This window comes from Caballeronia sp. LZ003, from assembly GCF_031451465.1.
In the GTDB taxonomy this organism is placed as follows: Bacteria; Pseudomonadota; Gammaproteobacteria; order Burkholderiales; family Burkholderiaceae; genus Caballeronia.
The window spans coordinates 2,697,259-2,723,953 of record NZ_JARUXJ010000001.1 but is presented as its reverse complement, the minus strand read 5'-3'; the positions used below and the strand labels follow the sequence as shown (position 1 = coordinate 2,723,953).

Annotated in this window: 22 protein-coding genes, 1 tRNA gene and 2 pseudogenes; 13 read left to right on the top strand and 12 right to left on the bottom strand. The window is 61.8% G+C overall.

What is annotated here, in order from left to right:
• Positions 1-142: 142 nt before the first annotated feature.
• From coaE to QCE79_RS12265, 7 genes are all read right to left on the bottom strand, one after another.
• The gene (coaE, locus tag QCE79_RS12295; protein WP_309844446.1) at positions 143-748 is read right to left on the bottom strand and encodes a dephospho-CoA kinase; all 606 of its coding nucleotides are present in this window, start codon (positions 746-748) and stop codon (positions 143-145) included.
• Positions 749-764: 16 nt separating this feature from the next.
• Positions 765-1,676, bottom strand: coding sequence for an A24 family peptidase (locus QCE79_RS12290; protein WP_309844444.1), 912 nt, complete (start codon positions 1,674-1,676; stop codon positions 765-767).
• A gap of 31 nt (positions 1,677-1,707) precedes the next feature.
• Positions 1,708-2,916: a type II secretion system F family protein gene (locus QCE79_RS12285; protein ID WP_309844442.1), complete on the bottom strand. Its 1,209-nt coding sequence runs from the start codon at positions 2,914-2,916 to the stop codon at positions 1,708-1,710.
• Positions 2,913-4,106, bottom strand: a complete 1,194-nt coding sequence (locus QCE79_RS12280; protein ID WP_309844439.1) for a GspE/PulE family protein — start codon at positions 4,104-4,106, stop codon at positions 2,913-2,915. The genes QCE79_RS12285 and QCE79_RS12280 overlap by 4 nt, the downstream gene beginning before the upstream one ends.
• Positions 4,107-4,180: 74 nt before the next feature.
• Positions 4,181-5,470, bottom strand: coding sequence for an HlyC/CorC family transporter (locus QCE79_RS12275; RefSeq protein WP_244826284.1), 1,290 nt, complete (start codon positions 5,468-5,470; stop codon positions 4,181-4,183).
• A 161-nt stretch (positions 5,471-5,631) separates the two neighbouring features.
• Positions 5,632-5,708 (bottom strand) — tRNA-Pro (locus QCE79_RS12270).
• Positions 5,709-5,749: 41 nt separating this feature from the next.
• Positions 5,750-6,742, bottom strand: coding sequence for a polyprenyl synthetase family protein (locus tag QCE79_RS12265; protein WP_244826283.1), 993 nt, complete (start codon positions 6,740-6,742; stop codon positions 5,750-5,752).
• A gap of 247 nt (positions 6,743-6,989) precedes the next feature.
• On the opposite strand from QCE79_RS12265, the gene rplU reads away from it, so the two are divergent.
• The 4 genes from rplU (at position 6,990) to proB (ending at position 10,105) form a co-directional block, all read left to right on the top strand.
• The gene (gene rplU / locus QCE79_RS12260; RefSeq protein ID WP_244828118.1) at positions 6,990-7,301 is read left to right on the top strand and encodes a 50S ribosomal protein L21; all 312 of its coding nucleotides are present in this window, start codon (positions 6,990-6,992) and stop codon (positions 7,299-7,301) included.
• A gap of 52 nt (positions 7,302-7,353) precedes the next feature.
• The gene (rpmA, locus tag QCE79_RS12255) at positions 7,354-7,614 is read left to right on the top strand and encodes a 50S ribosomal protein L27 (protein ID WP_014192314.1); all 261 of its coding nucleotides are present in this window, start codon (positions 7,354-7,356) and stop codon (positions 7,612-7,614) included.
• A 210-nt stretch (positions 7,615-7,824) separates the two neighbouring features.
• The gene (gene cgtA / locus QCE79_RS12250) at positions 7,825-8,937 is read left to right on the top strand and encodes an Obg family GTPase CgtA (protein WP_244826282.1); all 1,113 of its coding nucleotides are present in this window, start codon (positions 7,825-7,827) and stop codon (positions 8,935-8,937) included.
• Between the two features lie 49 nt (positions 8,938-8,986).
• A complete protein-coding gene (gene proB / locus QCE79_RS12245) occupies positions 8,987-10,105 on the top strand; it encodes a glutamate 5-kinase (protein ID WP_250509496.1) in 1,119 nt (372 codons plus the stop codon).
• A gap of 97 nt (positions 10,106-10,202) precedes the next feature.
• On the opposite strand, the gene QCE79_RS12240 is transcribed toward proB, so the two are convergent.
• Entirely contained in the window at positions 10,203-10,766 is a 564-nt protein-coding gene (locus QCE79_RS12240) for a CNP1-like family protein (protein WP_404989365.1), read from the bottom strand.
• 106 nt (positions 10,767-10,872) lie between these two features.
• Positions 10,873-11,523, bottom strand: a complete 651-nt coding sequence (locus QCE79_RS12235; protein ID WP_244826279.1) for an RNA pyrophosphohydrolase — start codon at positions 11,521-11,523, stop codon at positions 10,873-10,875.
• A 295-nt stretch (positions 11,524-11,818) separates the two neighbouring features.
• On the opposite strand from QCE79_RS12235, the gene QCE79_RS12230 reads away from it, so the two are divergent.
• Complete coding sequence (locus QCE79_RS12230) at positions 11,819-13,555, top strand: proline--tRNA ligase (RefSeq protein WP_250509495.1); 1,737 nt, start codon at positions 11,819-11,821, stop codon at positions 13,553-13,555.
• Between the two features lies 1 nt (position 13,556).
• On the top strand, positions 13,557-14,156 hold the full coding sequence (locus tag QCE79_RS12225) for a MarC family protein (RefSeq protein WP_244826277.1): 600 nt from the start codon (positions 13,557-13,559) through the stop codon (positions 14,154-14,156).
• 47 nt (positions 14,157-14,203) lie between these two features.
• Here the strand turns inward: QCE79_RS12225 and QCE79_RS12220 are convergent, their stop codons facing one another.
• The gene (locus QCE79_RS12220) at positions 14,204-14,755 is read right to left on the bottom strand and encodes a hypoxanthine-guanine phosphoribosyltransferase (RefSeq protein WP_244826276.1); all 552 of its coding nucleotides are present in this window, start codon (positions 14,753-14,755) and stop codon (positions 14,204-14,206) included.
• A 115-nt stretch (positions 14,756-14,870) separates the two neighbouring features.
• Complete coding sequence (gene ffh, locus QCE79_RS12215) at positions 14,871-16,238, bottom strand: signal recognition particle protein (RefSeq protein WP_244826275.1); 1,368 nt, start codon at positions 16,236-16,238, stop codon at positions 14,871-14,873.
• 121 nt (positions 16,239-16,359) lie between these two features.
• Between ffh and QCE79_RS12210 the strand changes: the two genes are divergently transcribed.
• From QCE79_RS12210 to QCE79_RS12200, 3 genes are all read left to right on the top strand, one after another.
• On the top strand, positions 16,360-17,271 hold the full coding sequence (locus tag QCE79_RS12210) for an inner membrane protein YpjD (RefSeq protein ID WP_244826274.1): 912 nt from the start codon (positions 16,360-16,362) through the stop codon (positions 17,269-17,271).
• A gap of 28 nt (positions 17,272-17,299) precedes the next feature.
• Positions 17,300-17,650, top strand: a complete 351-nt coding sequence (locus QCE79_RS12205) for a PP0621 family protein (RefSeq protein ID WP_244826273.1) — start codon at positions 17,300-17,302, stop codon at positions 17,648-17,650.
• A gap of 987 nt (positions 17,651-18,637) precedes the next feature.
• On the top strand, positions 18,638-21,640 hold the full coding sequence (locus tag QCE79_RS12200; RefSeq protein WP_309844427.1) for a ribonucleoside-diphosphate reductase subunit alpha: 3,003 nt from the start codon (positions 18,638-18,640) through the stop codon (positions 21,638-21,640).
• Positions 21,641-21,799: 159 nt separating this feature from the next.
• Here the strand turns inward: QCE79_RS12200 and QCE79_RS12195 are convergent, their stop codons facing one another.
• Positions 21,800-23,194, bottom strand: coding sequence for an MFS transporter (locus tag QCE79_RS12195; RefSeq protein ID WP_244826271.1), 1,395 nt, complete (start codon positions 23,192-23,194; stop codon positions 21,800-21,802).
• Positions 23,195-23,313: 119 nt separating this feature from the next.
• Here QCE79_RS12195 and QCE79_RS12190 point away from each other — a divergent pair.
• From QCE79_RS12190 to QCE79_RS12175, 4 genes and pseudogenes are all read left to right on the top strand, one after another.
• Positions 23,314-23,525: pseudogene (locus tag QCE79_RS12190) on the top strand (DUF3820 family protein).
• 696 nt (positions 23,526-24,221) lie between these two features.
• Entirely contained in the window at positions 24,222-25,481 is a 1,260-nt protein-coding gene (locus tag QCE79_RS12185; protein WP_250465682.1) for a ribonucleotide-diphosphate reductase subunit beta, read from the top strand.
• A 104-nt stretch (positions 25,482-25,585) separates the two neighbouring features.
• Positions 25,586-25,922, top strand: a pseudogene (locus QCE79_RS12180) (hypothetical protein).
• Between the two features lie 31 nt (positions 25,923-25,953).
• Complete coding sequence (locus tag QCE79_RS12175) at positions 25,954-26,682, top strand: histone H1-like DNA-binding protein (RefSeq protein ID WP_244826268.1); 729 nt, start codon at positions 25,954-25,956, stop codon at positions 26,680-26,682.
• Positions 26,683-26,695 lie beyond the last annotated feature (13 nt).

Genomic DNA, 26,695 nt, shown 5'->3' with positions numbered 1-26,695 from the left:
CGCCTCGGCGTAGGTCGGTTGCTTCCCCGGCAGGGAAGTCAGGACATTCTAATGCTGCATCCCTACCCTAGCAAATCGCGCCACATTTAGGTCGATTTCGAAGCATTTCGATAATTTCGCCCATGCCGGCCGCAACGAACGCTCATTCGGACGCCAGCGCGAGATAGCGGGCGTGCAAGGTGTCGACATGACGGGCGAGCGTGTCCAGCGTGGATGTTTCATCGTTTATGACGATATCGTCCGCTGCTTCGAGGCGTGCTTCGCGCGTTGCCTGCTTCGCAATGATCGCGAGCACTTGTTCGCGCGCAAAGCCATTACGCCGCATGACGCGCGCGATCTGCGTTTCCACCGGGCAATCGACCACCAGCACGCGTGACACTCGCGTCTTCCAGTTGCCCGATTCCACCAGAAGCGGTACGACGACGATGTGATACGCGCCCGTTGCAGCCTGCCGCTGACGCTCGGTCTCCGCGCGAATCAGCGGATGCACGATGCCTTCGAGCCGGGCCTTCGCGGTATCGTCGGAGAAGACGAGCGTGCGCATTTTCGTGCGGTCGAGCGAGCCGTCGGTTGCAACGAACTCTCGGCCGAATTCATTCGCGATAAGCGGCATTGCGACGCCGCCCGGCGCTGTCACCCGATGCGCGATGAGATCGGTATCGACTAGCGGCACACCGCGCGCCGCGAAAAGGTCAGCGACCGTGCTTTTGCCGCTGCCGATGCCGCCCGTCAGACCGATGCTGAACATCCGTGGCTCCTTGTCGTCATCCGAACAAAGCATAAAGCGGTGTTCCGATAAAAAGCGTGATCGCGCCGCCCGCCGCGAGGAACGGCCCGAATGGCAGCGGTTCTTCGAAGCGCATGCGCCCGCGCCACGTCGCCACGATGCCGAAGGCCGCGCCCGCAACCGCCGAGATCAGCACGACCTGCGCAAGCGCTTCCCAGCCGAGCCACGCGCCGATAGCCGCGAGTAGCTTGAAGTCACCGTAGCCCATGCCTTCGACGCCGCGCGCGAGTTTGAAGAGCCAATAGACGCACCACAGGAAAAGGTAGCCCGCGATGGCACCGGTCACGGCATCGTGCAGCGTCGCAAACCCGCCCGCGCCGAAATTGACGATGAGCCCGGCCCAAAGCAGAGGCAGCGTCAGCACATCGGGTAAATAGCGCGTGTCGTAATCGATGAGACTGGCCGCCAAGAGCGTCGCGCACAGCCCGAACGCGGCGAACGCGGGCCAGTCCGGTCCGAACGCGTAGAGCGAAAGCGCGGCGAACGTGCCCGTCGTCAGTTCGGTCAGCGGGTAACGCGGGCTCACGCGCGCGCCGCATGACGCGCATCTTCCACGCAGAGCGAGATAGCTGACGACGGGAATGTTTTCCCACGCGCGCAGGACGTGACCGCAATGAGGGCACGCACTGCGCGGCACGGCGAGGTTGAAGCGTTCAGGGTAGGAATCGCCTTCGGGCTGCGGAGCATTTGGAAGCGCTGCATCGACTTCGGCGCGCCAGGCGCGTTCGAGCATGACCGGCAAGCGGTGCACGACGACGGTGAGAAAGCTGCCGATCACGAGGCCGAACACGATGGCGAAGCCGTACTGAACGGCGTACGGAAGCGCGGCAAAAGCCGCGAAATAGCGGCTGGCGTAATGAACGGCGGATGGATCGAACAAAGGCTGCATGTTAGTGAAACGATGGCTTTGGCCCGCGATGCTACACCACGTTGCCGAGCTGAATGATGGGAAGATACATCGCGATGACGAGACCGCCCACGAGCGCGCCCAGCACGGCGATCACCACGGGTTCGCACAGACTCGCAAACGTGCCGATGCGATCGTCCACCTGCCGGTCGGCAAGGCTCGCGAGATTGAGCAGCATGGCGTCGAGCGAGCCGGATTCCTCGGCGACGGCGATCGGCTGCACGACGTCATCGGGGAAGCACCGCAGCGCGCGCATGGCGGCCGCGAGACGCTCGCCGCGCCGCAGACGCACGGCGATCTCCACGGTGGCGTCGTCGAACACGCGATTTCCGGTGGCCTGAGTGAGCGAATCGAATGCGTCGGAGAGTGGCGTGCCGGCCGCGAGCAGCGTGCCGAGCGCGCGGCTCCAGCGCGCCACCGCAAGCGAGCGCAGCAACGTGCCCGCGAGCGGCAAACGCAGCGCGGCGAGATCCACGCGCCGTCGCGCCTGCGGTGACCGCTTCAGCCGATGCACGCCGATCAGCGCCACGCACGCGCAAACCACCACGAACGGCACGCCATGACGCGCGACGCCGTCCGATAGCGCGAGCACGAAGCGGGTCGGCGCGGGCAGGGCGGCGCCGAAGCCGTCGAAGATCGTCTTGAAGGTCGGCACGACGCCGATCAGCAGCCCCGCCGTGATCGCGAGCGACAGCAGTAGCACCATCACCGGATAGGTCAGCGCGGCCCGCAGCTTCGCGCGTTGCGACGCGCTGCGCTCGCGGTCATCGGCGATACGTCCGAGTACGGCAGGCAGCGCGCCCGCCACTTCGCCGACCGCGACGAGCTGACAATACAGCGCATCGAACGAAGCGGGATGACGCGCTAGCGCCGCCGAAAACGGCACGCCGCGTGTGATGTCGCGGGCGAGCGTGCGCATGAGACGCGCCAATCCGCCGCGCGAACCGGCATTGGATAGCATGTCGAGCGCATTTGCGAGCGGCAGTCCCGCGCGCAGCAAACCGGCGAGCTGACGCGTAAAGACCGTGATCTCGATCCCTTTCGTGCGCGGCGCCGGGGCCCGGCCGAGTGCCTCCAGCCCGATGACGATCACGCCGTTGGACCGAAGCGACGCGCGCGCCGATGCGGCATCGGCGGCGATGGTCTTGCCGCTGCGGCGCCGGCCGTCGGCATCGACGCCGCGCCACGCGAAGCGCGTGTCCGTGGATTCGTCGCGCATCATGCGATTTCCGTGGCCTCGGTGGCTTCCGCGACGCTCGTCACGCCCTCGCGAACGCGTGCGAAAGCGGCATCGCGCAAGGCGGGCATGCCGTGCAGTTGCGCTGTGCGGGCAATGGCGTGCGTCGCCGCGCGTCCGACGATGAGTTCGCGGATGTCATCGGAAACCGGCATAACTTGATGCACGCCGACGCGCCCGCGATATCCGATGCCATGACACGCCGGACACCCACGCGGTTCGAACGGCCGGATGCCGTCATCTAGCGTAAGTGGCGCGGGCGCGCGACACGCTTCGCACAGCTTGCGCACGAGCCTTTGCGCGGTGACGAGCCGCAGCGCGGATGCGAGGTTATACGGCGCGACGCCGATATCGATCAGCCGTGCGATAGCCGCGGGCGCGTCGTTGGTGTGCAGCGTCGAGAGCACGAGATGGCCGGTCTGCGCGGCTTTCACGGCGACGTCGGCGGTTTCGGCATCACGGATTTCCCCGACCATCACGATGTCCGGGTCTTGCCGCATGAACGCGCGCAAGGCGACGGCGAAGTTGAGCCCCGCCTTGTCGCGCACGTTCACCTGATTGATGCCCGCGAGCTGAATCTCCACCGGGTCCTCGACCGAGCAGATGTTGCGCGCCTCGGCGTTGAGCATCTGCAGGAAACAATAGAGCGAGAGCGTTTTGCCGCTGCCGGTCGGACCCGTCACGAGCACGAGACCATGCGGCGCGCGAATGGCGGACTCGACCGTGCGACTTTGCTGCGCATCGAGCCCGAGGGCATCGAGCGAAAGAGCGGGCGGCAGCGCGTCGAGCCTGCGCAATACCAACTTTTCGCCGAACACGGTCGGCAGCGAACTCACGCGATAGTCGCCGACTTGCCCGCCCGCCAGCGCGAGACGCAGCCGCCCGTCCTGCGGTACGCGCCGCTCGGCGATATCCATCCGCGCCAGCACCTTGATTCGCGTGATAACGGCATCGCGCAGATGCGTCGGCGGATGCCGCAACACATGGAGCACGCCATCGACACGCAAACGAACGCGCCAGCCATGCTCGCCCGGCTCGATGTGGACATCGGACGCGCCGCGCGAAGCCGCTTCGCGCAGCGTATCGGCGACGAGCGTGACCGCGGGCGCGTCTTGATCGGAAGGGGAATCGGGTGCCGGATCGGCGGTAGAAGCAAGGCGAAAGGGAGAATTCATGCGCGTGAGCCGGTCGATGTCGGAAGGCTCCGATCATCTCGCGGCGCATGGCGCGTGCGTAGTCGTCCGAATGGCTAACGCTGCGGCCGTTTGACCGGCGCGACGGGGCGGAAAATCTTGACCGTGCGGATGGCTTGATCGTCGCTGCGCATGACTTCGAAATACACGCCCGCGATGCGCACCGACACGTCGCCGTCCGGAATGTCCTCCAGCGTTTCGAGGATCAGACCGTTGAGCGTCTTGGGGCCATCGGTCGGCAGGGTCAGCTTGAGCCAGCGGTTGAGTTCGCGCAGCGGCATGCTGCCCGCCACGATGCACTCGCCTTTGTCGTCCCAGCCGCCGCGCGAACCTGCGCCGCGCGGAATCGTCGTCGTGAATTCACCGATCAGTTCTTCGATGATGTCTTCCGGCGTCACGAGCCCCTGCAATTCACCGTATTCGTTGACGACGATCGCGATTCGCTGGCCGCTTTCCTGAAAGTACTGAAGCTGCTGGAACACGGGCGTTCCGGTCGGCACGAAGTAAGGCTCGGCGAGCAGCGCGCGCAGCGTCTCGCGTTCGAGTTCCTGGTTATGCAGCGCGGACAAGGTCTTGCGCACGTGGAGCACGCCTAGCACGCGGTCGATATCGCCCTGAAACACCACCAGCTTATTGTGATAGCAGGTTTCGAGTTGATGCAGAATTTGGTCGAAGGGCGCATCGAAGTCGAGCGCTTCGATGCGTCGGCGCGGGATCATCACGTCATCGACGGAAATGTTTTCTAGATCGAACAGATTCAGCAGGATGCTGCGGTGCTTGGTCGGCATGAAACTGCCCGATTCCAGCACGATGGTGCGCAATTCTTCCGGCGAAATGCGCTGATCGCGGCCGCCTTTCGTGTTGATGTGCAACGCGCTCAGAATGGCGTTGGCGAAAAGATTCACGAACCACACGAGCGGCCGCGCGATGCGCATGAGCGGCGAAAGGATCAGGCTCGCGGGCAGCGCGACTTTTTCGGGATACGTCGCGCCGACGATTTTCGGCGCAATTTCCGCGAACACGATGATGAGAAACGCGACCATGCCCGTCGTGATCGACAGGACCATGTTGTTGTGGCCGAAAGTCTTGAGCGCAATCGACGTGGTGAGAACCGGGATGATCGTATTGATCAGGTTGTTGCCGATGAGAATGACCGAAAGCAGTTGATCGGTCTTGGCGAGTAGTCCTTGCGTGGTGCGCGCGCGCAGCGATCCTTGACTAGCAAGGAATTTCAACCGATGGCGATTGAGCGCCATCATCGACGTTTCGGAAATCGAGAAAAAACCGGAAAGAATGAGCAGCAGAAAGATGGCGCAAATTTGCGCCCATAAGGGAAGGTTGTCCACGCGTTGATCGAGTAGGGGCGGTGATGGGGACGACTATAACAGACGGTTTTATTGACTTGCCTGCTGCGTGCACGCGCTTGGCGGACCCATGGCAGACGCGTAAATCAGCCGCGCAAAACAAAAAACCCGCATGGCGGACCATGCGGGTTTTTCAGCAATTCTGGTCGGGGTGAGAGGATTCGAACCTCCGGCCTCTACGTCCCGAACGTAGCGCTCTACCAGGCTAAGCTACACCCCGAATTTGTTTTTACCTGGACTTTAGAGGCGGTTTAGTCTCTTTCAAGACTGCCTCGACGTCGAGTAAGAACATAATTCTATCAGGCTTTCTTTGTAAATGGAATCTGGAAACGAAGAAATCGCGCTTGCCGCAGCGTGCGCTTCCTTGCGCGCGCACTCAAGCGTGTGATCGAGCGCGCCGGAAGTCGTAATGGCGTGGAAGATCGTATCGAATCGATCGGTGCCGCCTTGCTCGATCGCCTCGCGCGCGAGTGTCGCTTGCTCCGGCGTGCCGTGCTCCATCAAATAGATGAGCGGCAGCGTGGGCTTGCCTTCGCGCAGGTCGTCGCCGGCATTCTTGCCCATGGATTCAGGCGTACCGGTGTAATCGAGCCAGTCGTCCATGATCTGAAACGCGGTGCCGATGCGCCGGCCGAATTCCGCCGCCGCTGCTTCCGTGCGCGCGTCAGAGCCTGAAAGTACCGCGCCGAGCTGAGCCGCCGCTTCGAAAAGCTTCGCCGTCTTGTAGCGGATCACCTGCATGTAACGCGCTTCGTCCACGTCCGGATCGTGCATGTTCAGAAGCTGCAGCACTTCGCCTTCGGAGATGACGTTGGTCGCGACGGATAAAATCTCCATCACGCGCATCTTGCCAACGGTCACCATCATTTCGAACGAGCGCGAATACAGGAAGTCGCCGACCAGCACGCTCGCGGCATTGCCGAAGAGCGCATTGGCCGTCTTGCGGCCGCGACGCAGGTCGGATTCGTCGACCACGTCGTCGTGCAGAAGCGTCGCCGTATGAATGAACTCGACCACGGCGGCCAGTTCATGCCGGTGCCCCGTCGTGTCCCCGAGCGCGCCCGCGACGAGTAGCAAGAGCGCCGGCCGCAAGCGCTTGCCGCCCGCGCCGATGATGTACTCGGAAATCTGGTTGATGAGCATCACTTCTGATGCCAGGCGCTGCCGGATGACGCGATTGACCTGCTGCATGTCCTCGGCGATCGGGGCAAGCAGTGCGGCGGCGTTGGGAGGGGAAGTGGCGGTGGACGACATGATCGGCTAATAAGGTGATGCGGCGGATTATAAGGCGAATCCGACTGACCACGCGTGTCGGGCGCGAGCATCGGAGGCGTTTGCCCGCGAAATCGGCGTCAAATCGGACTGTTTTCGCCGAGGATCGCGCCGTCATGCACAACGCACGGGATTGTCAATGCGTTTTGACGAAGCCTCTAACCCTATGTATAATCTCGTGTTTTCCTCGCGCGGTGCGTGGAAAAATGAATTCAGAGTGAGGTTCTCAATGTACGCGGTCATAAAAACCGGCGGCAAGCAGTACAAAGTTGCCGTTGGCGAAAAATTGAAAGTAGAACAGATACCGGCAGACATTGACGCTGAAATCACGCTCGACCAGGTTCTCGCAGTAGGCGAAGGCGAATCGATTAAGTTCGGTGCGCCGCTGGTCAGTGGGGCTTCCGTCAAGGCTACCGTGGTCTCCCAAGGTCGTCATGCCAAAGTGACCATCTTCAAGATGCGTCGCCGGAAGCACTACCAAAAGCACGCTGGCCATCGCCAGAACTACACCGAACTGCGCATCGACGCGATCAACGCCTAAGGCGTGGTCGCATCGTTATCGTTACGCGGAAATCGGTTAAGGAGCTAATCAAATGGCACACAAAAAAGCAGGCGGGTCTTCCCGCAACGGCCGCGACTCAGAATCGAAACGCCTCGGCGTGAAGGTTTATGGCGGCCAGGCAATCAACGCAGGCGGCATCATCGTTCGCCAGCGCGGCACGCGCATGCACCCGGGTGAAAACGTCGGCATCGGCAAGGATCACACGCTGTTCGCGCTGGCCGACGGTCACGTCAAGTTCGTGACGAAGGGCGCAGCAAGAAAGCACACGGTCGTCGTCGTCCCGGCAGCTTAAGTTTTACTGCACGGGCTTCAGGACCGACAAAGGCCCCGCGAAGTTCGCGGGGCCTTTTGTTTTTTGGATGCGCGAAACGCCGCATCGCCAGGAATTCTTCATCACCATGGCTGGCGCACGTCAGTCACGGCAAAATAGTATCTCGACCGGAATTGGAGCTTCAATGCTTGCTCCGGTCTCATCGAGCAGAAACACGGGACGGAGCAACGCATGAAGTTCATTGACGAAGCGAGAATTGAAGTCATCGCCGGCGACGGGGGAGATGGCAGCGCGTCGATGCGCCGCGAAAAATTCGTCCCGTTCGGCGGACCGGACGGCGGCGACGGCGGTCGCGGCGGCAGCGTCTACGCGGTTGCGGATCGCAATATCAATACGCTGATCGACTACCGGTTCTCGAAGAAGCATCAGGCGCGCAACGGCGAAAACGGTCGCGGCGCGGACTGCTACGGCAAAGGTGGCGACGACATCACGTTGCGCATGCCGGTCGGCACCATCATCACGGATCAGGACACGGGCGAACTCATCGCCGATCTGACCGAACACAATCAGCAGATTCTGATTGCTCAAGGCGGCTCGGGCGGCCTCGGCAATCTACATTTTAAGTCGAGCACGAACCGTGCGCCGCGTCAGAAGACCGACGGCAAGCCGGGCGAGCGCCGCATGCTCAAGCTCGAGCTGAAGGTGCTCGCGGATGTCGGTCTGCTCGGCATGCCGAACGCGGGGAAATCCACGTTTATCGCGTCGGTGTCGAACGCGCGGCCGAAGATCGCCGATTATCCCTTCACCACGCTTGCGCCGAATCTCGGCGTGGTGCGCGTGGGTCCGAGCAAGAGCTTCGTGATCGCGGACATTCCCGGCCTGATCGAAGGCGCGGCGGAAGGCGCGGGGCTTGGGCATCGCTTTCTGCGTCACTTGCAGCGCACGGGCGTGCTGCTGCATCTGGTCGATCTCGCCCCGTTCGATGAAAACGTCGATCCCGTTGCCGAGGCGAAGGCCATCGTCAACGAACTGCGCAAATACGACGAGTCGCTCTACGAAAAGCCGCGCTGGCTCGTGCTGAACAAGCTCGACATGGTGCCGGAAGACGAACGTCGCGCGCGTATCGACGACTTCGTCGAGCGTTTCGAATGGACCGGGCCGGTGTACGAGATTTCGGCGCTGACCGGTCAGGGTTGCGAGGCGCTCATCTACGCAATCTACGACTACATTTCGCAGAACTCGGACGCGTCGCGCGCGGCCGAAGCCGAGGATCTCGCGGCGGACGTGCGCTTTCGCGACACGCCTGTGAAAGAGCAAGCAGACAAAGACGTAGACGAAGAGTAACGACGCGGCCCGCCCGCGTGGGCCGCGACACCCGAGGAGAATGCGCACGATGCGTTCGGTCATCGCCGCTGCGAAGCGAATCGTAGTGAAAGTAGGGTCCAGCCTCGTTACCAACGACGGGCGCGGGCTCGATCATGCGGCAATCAATCGCTGGGCGGCGCAAATCGCGGCCTTGCGCGAGCAGGGCAAGGAAGTCGTGCTGGTGAGTTCCGGCGCGATCGCGGAGGGTATTCATCGGCTTGGATGGACCAAGCGTCCGCGCGAAATCGACGAATTGCAGGCCGCCGCCGCCGTCGGGCAGATGGGGCTTGCGCAGGTCTACGAGAGCAGCTTCGGCGCGCACGGCATTCGCACCGCGCAGATTCTGCTGACGCACGCCGACCTGGCCGACCGTGAGCGCTATCTGAACGCGCGTTCCACTTTGCTCACGCTGCTGCGTCTGGGCGCGGTGCCGATCATCAACGAGAACGACACGGTCATCACCGACGAAATCAAGTTCGGCGACAACGACACGCTCGGCGCGCTCGTGGCGAATCTGATCGAAGGCGACGCGCTCGTCATTCTCACCGACCAACGCGGCCTCTTTACCGCCGATCCGCGCAAGGACCCGAGCGCGACGCTCGTCGGACAGGCGGACGCCGGCACGCCAGAACTCGAAGCCATGGCGGGCGGCGCGGGTTCGAGCCTCGGACGCGGTGGCATGCTGACGAAGATTCTCGCGGCGAAGCGCGCGGCGCATAGCGGCGCGAACACGGTGATCGCAAGCGGCCGCGAAGCCGATGTGCTCACGCGGCTCGCTTCCGGCGAGATGATCGGCACGCAACTCATCGCGCGTACGGCGCGCATTGCGGCGCGCAAGCAGTGGATGGCGGATCACCTTCAAATGCGCGGTCACGTGGTGATCGACAACGGCGCGGTTCAGAAGGTCACGGCCGAAGGCAAGAGCTTGCTGCCGATCGGCGTGATCGACGTGAAGGGCGCGTTCGATCGCGGCGAAGTCATCGCCTGTTTGGACGACGAAGGACGCGAAGTGGCGCGCGGTATCACGAATTACAGCAGTTCAGAAGCGCGGCTGATTCATCGGCGGCCGAGCGGCGAGATTGAAACGGTGCTCGGCTATATGCTGGAGCCGGAGCTGATTCACCGCGATAATCTGGTGCTCGTCTGAGATTTGATGCGTAAAAGGCCCGCGTGAAAGCGGGCCTTTTCGCATGAGCGCATGTTCGACGCAACTCAACTCAACGTAAACTCAACGCAACCCAACTTCAGCGCACGTTGATGGAACTCTGTGTGCGCTTGTACTGAATGTTGCTGGCGATCTGCTTGGCCGTGCCGACCGGCAGTTTGCTCGTGCAGAAATAATCCTGATACAGCGCCGCCTGATACGCATTCAATTCGCCATTTTCTATGCGGCGAAAGTCGAATGCGACCTCGCGATCCCAGGCCGTACCGTTATCGTTGATGCTCGCGTAGCGGCGCCATTCGTAGGTATCGCAGCGAATGCCTTCGTAATTTACATTGCGCGCGCCGCTCGGGCTCGTCGCGACGATCACGTAGCGAATGACGCCATCCTTGCCGACCGAAAGCGAAGTCTTGTCGACGGCGAAAATCAGCGGCGTATTCTGCGACACGTTGAACGCAAGCATATTCGAGGCTTCGGGCAGCGGCGGAAGCGTATCGACCTTTTCCTCGGTCCACTCCGGCTTCTGGTCGAGCAGATAGGTGAAGACGCCATCGTCCTGAGTGGACGGGCCTTTGTTGCTGGAGCAGGCAGCGAGCGTGGCCAGCATGGCCACGGATACCGCAGCGGACAACGCAAATGAACCAATGGCTTTCAATTCGATCTTCCCGAAAACAGGTGCGCATACGGCAACAGCACGGCGAATTGCTCGCCGTGCCGTGCTCAGTGTCAAAGTAAAAGAAGAACCGCAGTGATCAGTCGCACGAAGACCGCTGCACGATGATATGCACTTCCTCGCTGATCGTGCATTCTGCCTGAACCTCGTTGCCAGCGACGGTTACGGCAGGTGCTTCGATCGTCATCGTCTGGACGACGCGTGGATAGCGCGGTCCGTGATGCGCGACGCGCTCGCCGCGTTCGACGCGGGAGTTGGTACGCCGCAAGAAGCGGGATAGCTCGGTCAGAGCCAGTTGATAAACGTCACGCTTGAACTCGATTACCGCATCCAGCGGGACCCAGTATTCGTTCCAGCGCCAGGCATCGAATTCCGGATGGTCCGTCGCGCGCAGGCAAATGTCACAGTCGCGTCCCACCATGCGCAGCAGAAACCAGATCTGTTTCTGTCCGCGATAATGTCCGCGCACTTCGCGCTTGATGAACTTATCCGGCACCTCATAACGCAGCCAGTCGCGCGTGCGACCGACGACCTTGACGTGCTCCGGAAGCAAGCCGGTTTCTTCGTGTAACTCCCGATACATCGCTTGCACAGGGGTCTCACCGTACTTGATGCCCCCTTGCGGAAACTGCCAGGAATGTTCACGCAGCCGCTTACCCCAAAACACTTCGTTGCGCGCGTTCAAGAGGATGATGCCGACGTTCGGGCGAAAGCCTTCACGATCCAGCATACAACCACCTTCGAATCCTTTAAAATTGCTTTGATTATAAACAGATAACGGGCACGGCGTATTGGAATCAACCCGCGGAACCGGCCTTCGTCATTAGCCCGGGTTCGAAGCACGCATAAGCGACTTTTTGCCAGAGCACTCCGCGTGCGGCAAAATCTTCTTCCGTTGGCCGAAGTAGCGCATCGACGCGCTGCCTCTGCTCCGTACAAAGCCGTCGTCCGTCCCGTCGTTCACACGTATCGCCAGTTTCGAGAGCCAGAGCTTTCGAAGCGCGTGGCGCATTTGGAAAACTCGAATGAAAGCATCCCGTTTCTTCATCGGCACCCTGAAAGAGGCGCCCTCCGAGGCCGAAATCGTCAGCCACAAGCTCATGATGCGCGCCGGCATGATCCGTCGCGTCGCGGGCGGCATTTACGATTACCTGCCAATCGGCTTGCGTTCGGTACGCAAGGTCGAGGCCATCGTGCGTGAAGAGATGAACCGCGCGGGCGCGCTCGAACTGCTGATGCCCGCCGTGCAGCCCGCCGAACTGTGGCAGGAATCGGGACGTTGGGAACAATACGGCCCCGAACTGCTGCGCTTCAAGGACCGTCACGACCGCGACTTCGTCATGGGCCCGACGCACGAGGAAGTGGTGACCGAGATCGCGCGCAGCGCAATCAAGAGCTATCGGCAGTTGCCGGTGAACTTCTATCAGGTGCAGACGAAGTTCCGCGATGAAATCCGCCCGCGCTTCGGTGTCATGCGTGGCCGCGAGTTCATCATGAAAGACGCGTATTCGTTCGATAAAGACACGGCCGGCCTCGCCGAGTCGTATCGGAAAATGTTCGATGCCTACGTGCGCATCTTCACGCGCATCGGCCTGGAGTTTCGCGCCGTCGCGGCGGACAACGGTTCGATTGGCGGCAGCGGCTCGCATGAATTCCACGTGATCGCCGAGACGGGCGAGGACGACATCGCGTATTGCCCGGCTTCGGATTTCGCGGCGAACGTCGAGGCTGCCGAAGGCGTGCCGCTCATCGCCACGCGCGCCGCGCCCGCCGAAGAGCTCAAAAAGACGCCGACGCCCGGCAAGGCGAAGTGCGAAGCCGTCGCCGAGTATCTCGGCATTCCGCTCGAGCGCACGATCAAGTCGATCATTCTCGCCACCGACAACGAAGGCGCCGAGCCGACCATCTGGCTTCTGATGCTGCGCGGCGACCATTCGTTGAACGACATCAAGACGGGCAAGTTGCCGGGCCTCAAGGGTTATCGCTTCGCGACGGAAGCGGAGATCGTCGAATGGTTCGGCACGCCGCCGGGCTATCTCGGCCCAATCGGCACGAAAAAGCCGGTGCGCGTGATCGCCGACAGCACGGTCGCGAACATGAGCGACTTCGTGGTCGGCTCGAACGAAGTGGATTTCCACACGACCGGCGTGAACTGGGGCCGCGATCTGCCCGAGCCGGAAGTCGCGGATATCCGCAACGTCGTCGCGGGCGATCCCTCGCCGGACGGTAAGGGCACGCTCGAAATCTGTCGCGGTATCGAAGTGGGCCACGTGTTCCAGCTTGGCACCAAATACTCGGATTCGATGGGCGCGACCTTCCTCGACGAAAACGGCAAGCCCGCGCCCATGCAGATGGGCTGCTACGGCATCGGAATCACGCGTATTCTGGGCGCAGCCATCGAACAGAACTTCGACGACAAGGGCATCATCTGGCCGGAAGCCATTGCGCCTTTCGAAGTCGTGATCTGCCCGATGGGCTACGACCGCAGCGAAGCCGTGCGCGAGCAGGCCAACAAGCTCTACGCGACCTTGCAGGAAGCCGGCCTCGACGTAATTCTCGACGATCGCGGTGAGCGCCCGGGCGTGATGTTCGCGGACTGGGAACTGATCGGCGTGCCGCATCGCATCGTCATTGGCGATCGCGGGCTCAAAGACGGCAAGCTGGAATATCAGGCGCGCCGCGATACCGAAGCCACGCTCGTGCCGGTGGACGAGGCCGCGGGCATGGTGACGGCCAAGATTCGTGAGGCGCTCGCGAAGTAACGTGCAATACAACTTCCTGTCGGCGACGATTCTGCTTCTGTTGATTACCGATCCGCTCGGCAATATTCCAATCTTCATCAACGCACTGCGCGGCGTCGCTATCGAGCGGCGCCGCGTCGTGATTTTGCGGGAAGTGGCGATTGCGTTCGTGATCCTGCTGGTGTTCATGCTGGCCGGCGACCGCTTCCTGCGCGCGATGAACTTGACGGATCTGTCGTTGCGTATCGGCGGCGGGATCGTGCTGTTTCTGATCGCGCTGCGGATGATCTTTCCGCATCCTGACGGCCCGATGGGCGGCGACTCGCGCGGCGGCGAACCGCTTATCGTGCCGCTCGCCATTCCCGCGCTTGCGGGACCGTCCGCGCTTGCCACGGTAATGCTGCTGACATCGCAAGCGCCGGGGAAGATGCTGGAATGGATCGGCGCGCTCACGGTCACCATGGTCGTGTGCGCCATCGTGCTCGTGCTGGCCGAGAAGATTCAACACTGGCTCGGCGAGCGCGCGGTGACGGCATTCGAGCGCTTGATGGGGCTCGTGCTCGTGGCCATTTCGGTCGAGATGATGCTCACGGGCATACGGACCTTCGTGCATCAGCTATGAAAAAAGCGGCCTCGGCCGCTTTTTTTCACTGACTACCGAACGAACGCTCATGCGCCTTCGGTTAGCGCGCGAATGGTTGGTAGATTCCGCCAATAACCCTTCGCGTCCATGCCGCAGCCGAACACATAACGGTCCGGCACTTCGAAGCCGCAGAAATCAGGACGCAGCGGTTTCGCCTTCGGGATGATCTTCTCGCACAGCACCGCCGACAAAAACTGCTTCGCGCCCATCGCCATGATGCGGTCGCGGATAGCAGCCATGGTTTCGCCTTCGTCGAGGATATCGTCGAGTACGAGTACCACGCGATCTTTCACCGATTCGGCCGGCGCCACGCGCCACTGCATTTCGCTGCCGCCCTTGATGGCGTTGCGATAGCGCGTCAGATGGATGTAATCGAACTCGAGCGGGAAGTCGAGATGCGGCAGCAGCATGCCGGTGAAAACGGCCGCGCCTCCCATGACCGAAAGCACGAGCGGGAAATCGTCGCTCGTTGCCGCCTTGATGGCTGCAGCCATGCGTTCGATCGATGCGTTGACGGCCTCGACCGAAACGATCTCTTCGGAGTGGCTGAAAATATGGAGAGCTTCTTCGCGATTCATAGAGGGAAGCGGGGAGGCGGACTACTTAGTGTGGAAAGAAACGGCGGCGTGCGCCCTATGATAAACCCGCGCTCCTCGCGGCGTTCGGCGCGAGCGCGGGCCTGTTCTGTCGCGCCTAGCGCATGCCGGGCATCATGCCCTTCATGCCGCGCATCATCTTTTGCAGGTTGCCGCCCTTGAGCTTCTTCATCATGCCGCGCATTTGCTCGTACTGGTTCAGCATGCGGTTGACTTCCTGCACATGCACGCCCGCGCCCGCCGCGATACGACGTTTGCGCGCGGCCTTGATGAGCTCGGGCTTCGCGCGTTCCTGAAGCGTCATGGAATTGATGATGCCTTCCATGCGACGCATCTGCTTCTCGGCGTTGTTCATGTCCGCGCCTTGCGCCGCTTGCTGAAACTGCGCGGGCAGCTTGTCCATGAGCGAAGAGAGGCCGCCCATTTTCTTCATCTGCGAGAGCTGCGCCTTGAAGTCGTTCAGGTCGAAGTCGCCGCCTTTCTTGACCTTGTCGGCGAGTTGCTGCGCGGCTTGCGTGTCGACGCCGCGCTGCGCTTCCTCGACGAGCGCGAGAATGTCGCCCATGCCGAGAATCCGGTTCGCCATGCGATCCGGATGGAACACTTCGAGACCGTCGAGCTTTTCCGCGACGCCGACGAACTTGATCGGCTTGCCGGTGACATGACGCACGGAGAGCGCCGCGCCGCCGCGCGAGTCGCCGTCGAGCTTGGTGAGCACGACGCCGGTGAGCGGCAGGGCGTCGTTGAACGCCTTGGCGGTGTTGACCGCGTCCTGACCGAGCATGGCGTCGACGACGAAGAGCGTTTCGGCGGGCTTGAGCAGCGCGTGTAGCTCGCTGATCTCCTTCATCATGGCTTCGTCGATACCGAGACGGCCGGCCGTGTCGACGATCACGACGTCATGGTAGTGGCGCTTGGCCCAGTCGATTGCCGCGCGCGCGATATCCGCGGGCTTTTGATCCGGCTCGGACGGGAAGAAGTCCGCGCCGACCTGCTCGGTCACCGTCTGCAACTGACGAATAGCCGCCGGACGATACACGTCGACAGAAACCGTCAGCACCTTCTTCTTGCTCTTTTCGCGCAGCAGCTTGGCGAGCTTGCCGGTGGTCGTGGTCTTGCCCGCGCCCTGCAAGCCGGCCATGAGGATGACGGCGGGCGGCGTGACCGCGAGATTCAGTTCGGCGGCCTTGCCTTCGTAGTCGCCGCCGATCACGGCAGTCAGTTCGCGCTGCACGACGCCGACGAGCGCCTGGCCCGGCGAAAGGCTCGACAGGACTTCCTCGCCGAGCGCCTTTTCCTTCACCTTGGCGATGAATTCGCGCACGACCGGCAGCGCCACGTCTGCTTCGAGAAGCGCGAGACGCACTTCGCGCAGCATCTCCTGCGTGTTGGCCTCGGTGAGGCGGGCCTCGCCGCGCAGCGTCTTGACGACGCGCGCCATCCGTTGAGTGAGGTTGTCGAGCATGGGGAGCGCTATAGAATGCGGCCCAGAATTCACAGTGACATGGCGCGCTCACCGCGCTGCGCACTATGCTGGCGCAAGGGTGAAGGCGTCGCGGAACCGGGGCCTAGTGTAAACTTCGAACATGGATATTGTACTGTATGCCCTCACTGCGCTTCTCTACGGCGGACTAGCCGTGGCGGGGTGGCGCGCGCATCGTCATACCGCCGTCGAACCGGCGCTGGCGGGCGTGCCTGCGGGCGTAGGCTCGATGACATCGACGTCGCGCGCATCGGGCATGAGCGGTGTCGGGCGCGCTTTATTATTAGTGGCATTGCTGGTGCACGGCGTTCTGCTGCACACCACCATCTTTCCGCAGAACGCGATGATCTTCGGCTTCGCGTTCGCGCTCTCGGCCATGTTCTGGCTGGGCGCGGGCATCTACTGGATCGAAAGCTTCTTCTTTCCGCTCGACGGCCTGCGTCTGCTCGTGTTGCCGCTCGCTTGCGTGGCGTCCTTGCTGCCGCTTCTGTTCGGCGGCGTGCGCGTGCTCTCGTATTCCGCCGCGCCAATGTTCAAGCTGCATTTTCTGATCGCCAATATCGCTTATGGGCTGTTCGCCATCGCGGCGCTGCATGCGGTGCTCATGTTGCTGCTCGAGCGCCGGCTGCAGCGCATGCGCGGTCTCAACACGCGTCATGCGGCCAATGGCGGCTGGCTCGCGAGCTGGCTCGATACCTTGCCGCCGCTGCTTACACTCGAAAAGCTGCTGTTCAGATTGATCGCGGCTGGCTTCGTGCTGCTTACGCTGACGCTGGTGTCGGGCATCGCGTTCAACGAGCAACTGGTCGATCGCGCGCTGCGTCTCGATCACAAGACCGTGTTCGCGTTCCTTTCCTGGGTAATGTTCGGAGCACTGCTGACCGCGCGACGCGTTTCCGGCTGGCGCGGACGCGCTGCCTTGCGCTGGGTGCTCGCTTCGTTCGTCGCGTTGCTGCTGGCTTACGTGGGCAGCCGGTTCGTCTTCGAAGTGCTGCTGCATCGCGCAGTGGTGTGAGCGCGGCATTTCCAACCTGTTCAAGTCGATGCGAAACTTCATTCTTCTGATCGCGCTCTTCTTCGTGACCCAATGGCTCCTGAAGAAACTGCGCCGCGCCAACGAGCGCGCTCAAGCCGATGCGCGTTCGTCTGCGGGAAGCGGCGCGCCGGGTTCATCGGGCGCTGCGGGTGCTGCGGGTGCCACTGGTGCGCGTCGCACGCGTGGCGGCGCCGCTGCGAGCGATGCTCCGCAGCTCACCGATCCGCTCATCCGCTGCGTGCAATGCGGCGTGCATACGCCACGCAGCGAGTCGATCGTGGTGGCGGGACAGCGCTTTTGTTGCGATGAACACGCGCGACGTCATGCCGCGAGCCCGCGAGGGCGTGACGCGCGTTGAGCCTTCGGTGCCGAAACGAACATGCGCCGCCTCACGTCGAGGATGTCTTGCAGACCGCAAAGGCGCGCTGTTCCCGCAAAGGCCGTGCTGCGGTAAGCACGGTCATCCTCCATTGACACGCACTAAGCGCATGCGGCGGCTACTTAGCCAACCGTGAACGTGAGATGCGGTTTGCGGCGTCTATAGTGCGGCGAGCGCAGTCTCATACATCTAAACTCTCGCCGACTGCAAACGCCTCCATCGCCAGGATGGCTTCGGCGCGAACGTCCCGCACGCGCAAAAACTCGAAGCGGCCTTCGCGTATAGCGCAATCACGCGCCCGATTCACGCCTGTCCACACATCTTGACTTCGTTATAAACACCTCGCGGAAGCTCCGTCTCGCTGCGCCGCAGCAAGCTCACGCCCGATCCCTTGCCGTGCTTTGACGCAGCAAAAGTCAACCCCGTGAGCGCATGGTCAGAGCAAATAAAACTTTTTGAGACTGTGCGAAAGTCCACTATACTTGGTGCCGAAAGACGTACTTTGCACTATATCTTGTGTTGTTGAGGCGGCGCCCGCTCTAATGAGCCGGCGCCGTCGGCTTTCCGGCGTAAGAGAAGTTGGCTGGCCCGGGGCGGTGCGCGCGACGCTTCCATCTGCGAGGAATGGGGCATCGGTGTATCGAGCGCCAGCAAGAAGCACCGTGAAGAAGGCATGCAAGTGAACGTGAGTCGGAACGTGAGTCGGAACGCGAGTTGAAACGTGAAATCGCGTCGACCGACACCGCGCGCCAACGCGGGCATCGCATGAGACGCCAGAAACAATGCGGGCCGTTATCGGCGTTATTTTTTGCGCGATTCGTGTTCCGAGCCTGCTGTATTCACAGCCTGGCTTTACCGTCAAACATCGCGCGTGTCGCATCGGTTCAACGACGACAGCAAACGCGCGCGGCATAAGTGATAAATCCGCGGACCATCCGCACCATTCGAACATCAGGAGTTTTGCACATGCAAACCACCGAGAACGCCACGACTTCCTTCGAAGGCGCATCCGCGCGGCCGCAGGGCGGCGCCAATGCATCGGGCGCGCCAGCGCTCGCGCCGAACACGACGTACGCGGACTACAAAGTCATCCGCCGCAACGGAAGCGTGGTGTCGTTCGAGCCGTCGAAGATCGCCATCGCGGTCACGAAGGCGTTCATCGCCGTGAACGGCGGTCAGGGCGCGGCGTCCGCTCGCGTGCGCGAACTCGTCGACCAACTGACGCAAGCCGTCGTGCGCGCGCTCGTGCGCAGCCGTCCGCATGGCGGCACGTTCCATATCGAAGACATTCAGGATCAGGTCGAACTCGCGCTGATGCGCGGCGGCGAGCACAACGTCGCGCGTGCCTATGTGCTGTATCGCGAGAAGCGCACACAAGAGCGCGCGCACGCGCCGGAAGTCCGGGCGAACGCGAGCGGCATCAACGTGGTGGACAACGGCGTCACGCATCCGCTCGATCTGGACGCGCTCAAGGCTCTGATCGTCTCGGCCTGCGCCAATCTGGGCGATGCCGTCTCTGCCGACCCGATCGTCGCCGAAACGGTGAAGAACCTGTACGACGGCGTGCCGATGAGCCAGGTCTACGACTCGGCCATCCTCGCCGCGCGCACGATGATCGAAAAAGACCCGGCGTACAGCCAGGTCACCGCGCGCATTCTGCTGCACACCATCCGCCGCGAAATTCTCGAAGGCGAAGTGACGCAAGCCGAAATGGGCGAGCGCTACGCCGAATACTTCCCGCAATTCATCAAGCAGGGCGTGCAAGCCGAACTGCTCGACGATAAGCTCCAGCAATTCGACCTGAAGCGTCTCGGCGCCGCGCTCGACGCGAGCCGCGATCTGCAATTCGGCTATCTCGGCCTGCAGACGCTGTACGACCGCTACTTCCTGCACACGGAAGGCAAGCGTATCGAACTGCCGCAAGCGTTCTTCATGCGCGTCGCAATGGGTCTGTCGCTCAACGAGATCGACCGCGAAGCGCGCGCCATCGAGTTCTACAACGTGCTGTCGTCGTTCGACTTCATGTCGTCCACGCCCACGCTCTTCAACTCCGGCACGCGCCGTTCCCAGCTTTCGTCGTGCTATCTGACGACCGTCGCCGACGACCTCGACGGCATCTACGAAGCGCTCAAGGAAAACGCGCTGCTCTCGAAGTTCGCGGGCGGGCTCGGCAACGACTGGACGCGCGTACGTGCGCTCGGCTCGCACATCAAGGGCACCAACGGCAAGTCGCAAGGCGTCGTGCCGTTCCTGAAGGTCGTGAACGATACGGCCGTCGCGGTGAATCAGGGCGGCAAGCGCAAGGGCGCGGTGTGCGCGTATCTGGAGACGTGGCACCTGGACATCGAGGAATTCCTGGAACTGCGCAAGAACACGGGCGATGACCGTCGCCGCACCCACGACATGAACACGGCGAACTGGATTCCCGACCTGTTCATGAAGCGCGTGCACGAAGGCGGCGACTGGACGCTGTTCTCGCCGGCTACCTGCCCGGACCTGCACGACCTGTTCGGCGCGGCTTTCGAAAAGGCCTACACGGCTTACGAAGAGAAAGCGGCGCGCGGCGAGATCAAGCTGTTCAAGAAGCTGCCCGCGGCGCAACTGTGGCGCAAGATGCTCGGTATGCTGTTCGAGACCGGCCATCCGTGGATCACGTTCAAGGACCCGTGCAACGTGCGCTCGCCGCAGCAGCACGTGGGCGTCGTGCACTCGTCGAACCTGTGCACGGAAATCACGCTGAACACGAGCGATAACGAAATCGCCGTGTGCAATCTGGGTTCCGTGAACCTGGTCGCGCACTTGGCGAAGCAGGCGGACGGCACGCTCGCGCTGGATCACGCGAAGCTCAAGCGCACCATCAGCGTGGCGATGCGCATGCTCGACAACGTCATCGACATCAATTACTACGCGGTGGCGAAGGCGCGTAACTCGAACCTGAAGCATCGTCCGGTGGGCATGGGCATCATGGGCTTCCAGGACTGCCTGCATCTGCTGCGCACGCCGTATGCGTCGCAAGAGGCGGTCGAGTTCGCGGATCGTTCGATGGAAGCCGTCTGCTACTACGCTTATTACGCGTCGACGGAACTGGCGGAAGAGCGCGGCCGTTACTCGAGCTATCGCGGCTCGCTGTGGGATCGCGGCATCCTCCCGCAGGACACGCTGCAGTTGCTGGCCGAGGCGCGTGGCGGTTATGTCGAAGTCGATACGTCCGAATCCATGGACTGGTCCGTGCTGCGTTCGCGCATCTCGACGCACGGCATGCGCAATTCGAATTGCGTGGCGATTGCGCCGACGGCGACGATCTCGAACATCATCGGCGTGTCGGCGTGTATCGAGCCGACGTTCCAGAACCTGTACGTCAAGTCGAACTTGTCGGGCGAGTTCACGGTGGTCAACGACTACCTGGTGCGCGACCTGAAAGCGCGCGGCCTGTGGGACGAAGTCATGGTGTCGGACCTGAAGTACTTCGACGGCACGCTGTCGCGCATCGACCGCATTCCGGCCGATCTGCGCGCCATTTACGCCACCGCGTTCGAACTGGACGCGAAGTGGGTGGTGGAAGCGGCGGCGCGTCGCCAGAAGTGGATCGATCAGGCGCAGTCGCTCAATATCTACATGGGCGGCGCATCAGGCAAGAAGCTGGACGAGGTCTACAAGCTCGCATGGCTGCGCGGCCTCAAGACCACCTACTATCTCCGCACGATGGCGGCGACGCACGTCGAGAAGTCGACGGTGGCGCACGGCGCGCTCAACGCGGTTCCTTCAGGCGATGGCGGTAGCGGTGCCGCTAGCGCCGGTGGTGCGGACGGATTCAACGGCGGCGCGGTTGGCGGTGCGGCGGCGGGCGGATTCAACGCTGCGGCGGTGGCTGCTGCCGTGCCGGTTGAAGCGGCTCCGGAAGCCGATGGTCCCGTCTGCATGATGCGTCCCGGCGATCCCGGCTTCGACGAGTGCGAAGCTTGTCAGTAAGCTAGTTGCTGGCGGTTCGATCAGGTAGGGCTTTATGTTTTACGCCGGGCCGGCATTGCGTGCTTCGTTGAAGGAAGCGCGCGGTGCCGGCCCGGTTTCGTTTTGGTTCGATCGTTCTGTTTGCTTCGCGGCTTTGCAGCGTGGCGCTTCAGGCTTTCATCAACCTCGCGTTCCTCGCGAAATCTCCGATCCGGCATCGAGCGGCAATCGCGCGGTTATCGGCATCGACAAGAACGAAAACATTCCGACGACGAAAAACGCGGGCCAAAAATCCGACCACTGCACAGCCGAATGTCCGTTCAGATACTGCGAGAACTCGAGCGTCACGCCGGCGATCGTCACACCCAGCCCGAGCGATACCTGCTGCACGAAGCTCGCGAGACTCGTCGCGCGTCCGACATCGCGCGTTTCGATCTCCGCATAAGCGAGCGAGTTGAGGCTCGTGAACTGCAATGCGGGAAAGAAGCCGCCAAGCAGCACGACTGCCCAGATCAGCCAGGTCGGCGTGCCCGGAAAGAAGGTCCCGCAGGCGGCGATGGCAATGCCGGAAAGCGCCGCGTTGAAGAAGAGCGTGCGTCGAAAGCCGAAGCGCCGCAACACGCGCGACGCCAGCGAGCGCATGAACATGCCGCCGAAAGCCGAAGCGCAGGTGATCGCGCCGGACTTGAATGCCGTCATGCCGAGCCCTTCCTGCAACGCGAGCGGCAGCAGAAACGGCACCGCGCCAAGCCCGATGCGAAAGAGCGATCCGCCGATCACGCTCGCCTGAAACGTCGGCACCTTGAAGAAGCGCAGATCGAGCAGCGGCCGTTCGACGCGCGCCGCATGCATGATGTAGAACGAGACCATGAGCGCGCCGACGACGCACATCGCAACGGCCACGCTTGGCGACACGAGCTCGCCGCCCACGAGCGACAAGCCGAGCAGCAGCAGCACGCCCGCGCCCGCCGAGAGAAAGAAGCCGAACCAGTCGAGCCTGCCCGGATGCTCCTCGCGCGAATCCGCGATGTAGCGGTTGGTCAGATAGATACCGAGAATGCCGATCGGAATGTTGATGAAGAAGATCAGCCGCCAGTGCAGATAGGTCGTGATGAAACCGCCGAGCAGCGGCCCCACGGCGGGTCCGAGCATTGCGGGCAGCGAGAGATAGTTCATCGCGCGAATGAAGTCCGCGCGCCGCACCGAGCGGAAGATGATGATGCGCCCGACCGGCACCATCATCGCGCCGCCGACGCCTTGGATGAAGCGCGCCACCGTGAATGGTCCGAGCGAGGTGGACGCCGCGCAGAGGATAGAGCCGACCACGAACACGCCGATGGCCGCACGAAACACGGTGCGTGCGCCGAAGCGGTCGGCGACCCAGCCGCAGATCGGTATGAAGACGCCGAGGCCGAGCACATAACTCGTGACGGCAATCTTCAGCGTGACGGGATCGCGCCCGAAGGCACGCGCCATTTCGGGAATCGCAGTGACGATGACATTGGCATCGACGCTTTCCATGAACATCGCGCACGCGACGATGAGAGGGGCGATGAGAGCTTTGGCGATCGGCATGGAGAATCGCGTTCGACACGAGGCAGCGAGAGCGGCGATTATGGCACCGATATGGAGCAGCCGACGAGTACGAAACTCGCAACGCGCCGCGTTGAACATGGAAGAGGAGTGAAGAAGCGATGGACCCGCAAGACCTGCAACGACTCGTCACGCAGACGATGCCCTACGGCAAGTACAAGGACCGGCTCATCGCCGACTTGCCCGCTCACTATCTCGCGTGGTTCGCGCGTGAGGGTTTTCCAGAGGGCAAGCTGGGTCGCCTGCTTGCGCTCATGCATGAGATCGACCATACAATTTGCGCTCTCTGCTCGATCCGCTGCGAGGCCGCTGAGGCTGTGCGTCAAGCGCTATAGGTTGTATTTGCCGGGAACGCAAGACACAATATCTAGTGGAAATTGGATGCGCCAAATGCTAGACTTCGGCAACGGTTTCGACGCATCGGAGCGCTTTGCCGAGAGGTCGGAAACAGCCTTCGGTGCATGCATGAACAGGCTTCGAACCCTTGCATCGAGTCACTCGTCGAGCTCATGCATCCGCGTCTCGCGAGACCACGGCAAAGCACATCGAAGCACGGCGAAGAGCATGCAGAGATGACGTATCGACACCACGAATCATCCAAGCGCTTGAGTCTTGTGACATCGCTCGACATTGCATCGCTCGAACATCGCAAGCAAGAACGTCAGCGCTACGCGGCATCTATCGCGAAGAGAGTCATCGAGCAAGCGCGAAGTCACGCGACATGATTTGATCGTCAGCCGCAAAGCCTTATGCGGCAACGCTCTCAGAGCTTCGAGAGAACACGGTCGAAGCACTCGCCGGTGTCATCGAACACACTCGATCAGGACCGCTTCACACACGCTTCCACCGATCTTGCATGACGCTTCACACACGATGTGATGAACCAAATGTTGTATGCAGGAAGCAACGCCGAAACTAAAACGCGTGAAAACGAGAATTTCCATGAGCAAACTCTTTTAATGCTCATGGAAAGATGGTACAAACCGAACTAAATTGATGGTGAGAATTTATGCTCAACTGGGATGACGAGACCACTGCCGTAGCTCCCTCGAGCGCTTCGCAACAGAACCCGTTGCAGAACGCTCAAGGCACGACTTTCGGTACGCAAGGTACAGCGCATGTCGATCATCGTGCTGCCCAAGCTCATCAAGCTGCTCATCAGATCGCGCAAGCGAACAACATCTTCTCCGATGGCTTCGTTCCGCCCGCAGCCGCGACTCCTTCCGCTGGCGTCATCGCCGCGCAAAGCGAAGCACGCGTCAACGTCGCGGACAAACGCATCATCAACGGCAAGACCGACGTCAATCAGTTGGTGCCGTTCAAGTACAAGTGGGCGTGGGAAAAGTACCTTGCGGGTTGCGCGAACCATTGGATGCCGCAGGAAGTGAACATGTCGCGCGACATCGCCCTGTGGAAAGACCCGAACGGTCTTTCGGACGACGAGCGCCGCATCGTCAAGCGCAACCTGGGCTTCTTCGTCACGGCAGACTCGCTCGCCGCGAACAACATCGTGCTCGGTACGTACCGTCACATCACCGCTCCCGAGTGCCGCCAGTTCTTGCTGCGCCAGGCGTTCGAAGAAGCCATCCATACGCACGCGTATCAGTACATCGTCGAATCGCTCGGGCTCGATGAAAGCGAAATCTTCAACGCCTATCACGAAGTCGCTTCCATCCGCGCGAAGGACGAGTTCCTGATTCCGTTCATCCAGACGTTGACGGACCCGGCCTTCACCACGGGCACGCTGGAAGCGGACCAGAAATTGCTGAAGTCGTTGATCGTGTTTGCCTGCATCATGGAAGGGCTGTTCTTCTATGTAGGCTTCACGCAAATCCTGGCGCTGGGTCGCCAGAACAAGATGACGGGGGCTGCCGAGCAGTATCAGTACATCCTCCGCGATGAATCGATGCACTGCAATTTCGGCATCGACCTCATCAACCAGATCAAGCTCGAAGAGCCGCAATTGTGGACCGCCGACTTCAAGGCCGAGATCCGCGAGCTCTTCAAGGAGGCGGTCGAACTTGAATATCGCTACGCTGAAGACACCATGCCGCGCGGGGTGCTCGGCCTGAACGCGTCGATGTTCAAGAGCTACCTGCGCTTTATCTGCAACCGGCGTTGCCAGCAGATCGGGCTTGACCCGCTCTACCCGAACGAGGAAAACCCGTTCCCGTGGATGAGCGAAATGATCGACTTGAAGAAGGAACGCAACTTCTTCGAGACACGCGTGATTGAGTATCAAACCGGCGGCGCGCTGACCTGGGAATAACAACAAGCCCAGGACGTGTTGCAGACGAAATCGATGGGACGGCCGGGCAGCGGCGTGACACTCACGCGCGCTCGGCCGACAAGGTTTAGGAGAACGGTCGCCTGATGCAGAGTGCGCCTTGTGACTTAGCTAGCCCGTGCTCGTACACGGCTGCGATAGAAGACAGGCCTTTTGCGATCCCTTCAATGGGATGGGCAAACTTCCCCCCGGAAAACGCCAGCGGCAAGCTCGCTGGCTCGATCAAGCGATGGCCGGCGCCGCGTATCAGCGGTGCTGACACTATCTGGCGCGCGGTGCCAAAGGGCACGGCGCGCCTTGCCGTATTCATTAGCGTAAGCAGGTGGGATCAGCGTACGCCGATGAATAATCCGCTTCGTAGCGTGCGCCTTGAGAAGCGACGCGTGGGAAGCGGGTTTTGACGAAGGGTGTAGTTTGAACTGACTCTCATCTGAAAACCTGAAGGAGAAAAACCATGGCAGTTGCCAAGAAAAAACCCGCAGCCAAGAAGGTTGCAGCAAAGAAAGTCACCGCAAAGAAGGCCGCCCCGGCGAAGAAAGTAGCAGCCAAGAAGGTCGCCACGAAGAAGGTAGCAGCCAAGAAAGTCGCGGTGAAGAAGGTCGCGGCGAAGAAGGTTGCAGCGAAGAAGGCTCCGGCCAAGAAGGCGGCAGCAAAGAAGGTAGCGTCGAAGAAGGTCGCAACGAAGAAGGTTGCTGCCAAGAAGGCGCCCGCCAAGAAGGCTGCAGCGAAGAAGGTAGCCACCAAGAAAGTAGCCGCGAAGAAGGCGCCTGCGAAGAAGGCCGCAGCGAAGAAGGCTGCTGCCAAGAAGGCGCCTGCTAAGAAGGCTGCGGCGAAGAAGGCCCCCGCGAAGAAGGCTGCCGCCAAAAAGGCTGCCGCGAAAAAGGCTCCTGCGAAGAAGGCTGCCGCGAAAAAGGCTCCCGCCAAAACCGCTGCTGCCCCTGCTCCCGCCGCCGCGCCTGCCCCCGCTGCCGCTCCTGCTTCCGCTGCTCCCGCAGCGAAGAAGGCTCCCGCAGCCAAGAAAGCTCCGGCCAAAAAGGCCGCTGCTGCGAAGAAGACTACGGCTGCCGCTCCTGCAACGACGGCAACGACCGTATCGACGCCTGCTCCGGCTCCGGCCGCCGCAGTCAAGACGGCGTTGAATCCGGCGGCAGCATGGCCGTTCCCGACGGGCAGCCGTCCGTAAGTCTTTACGTTCG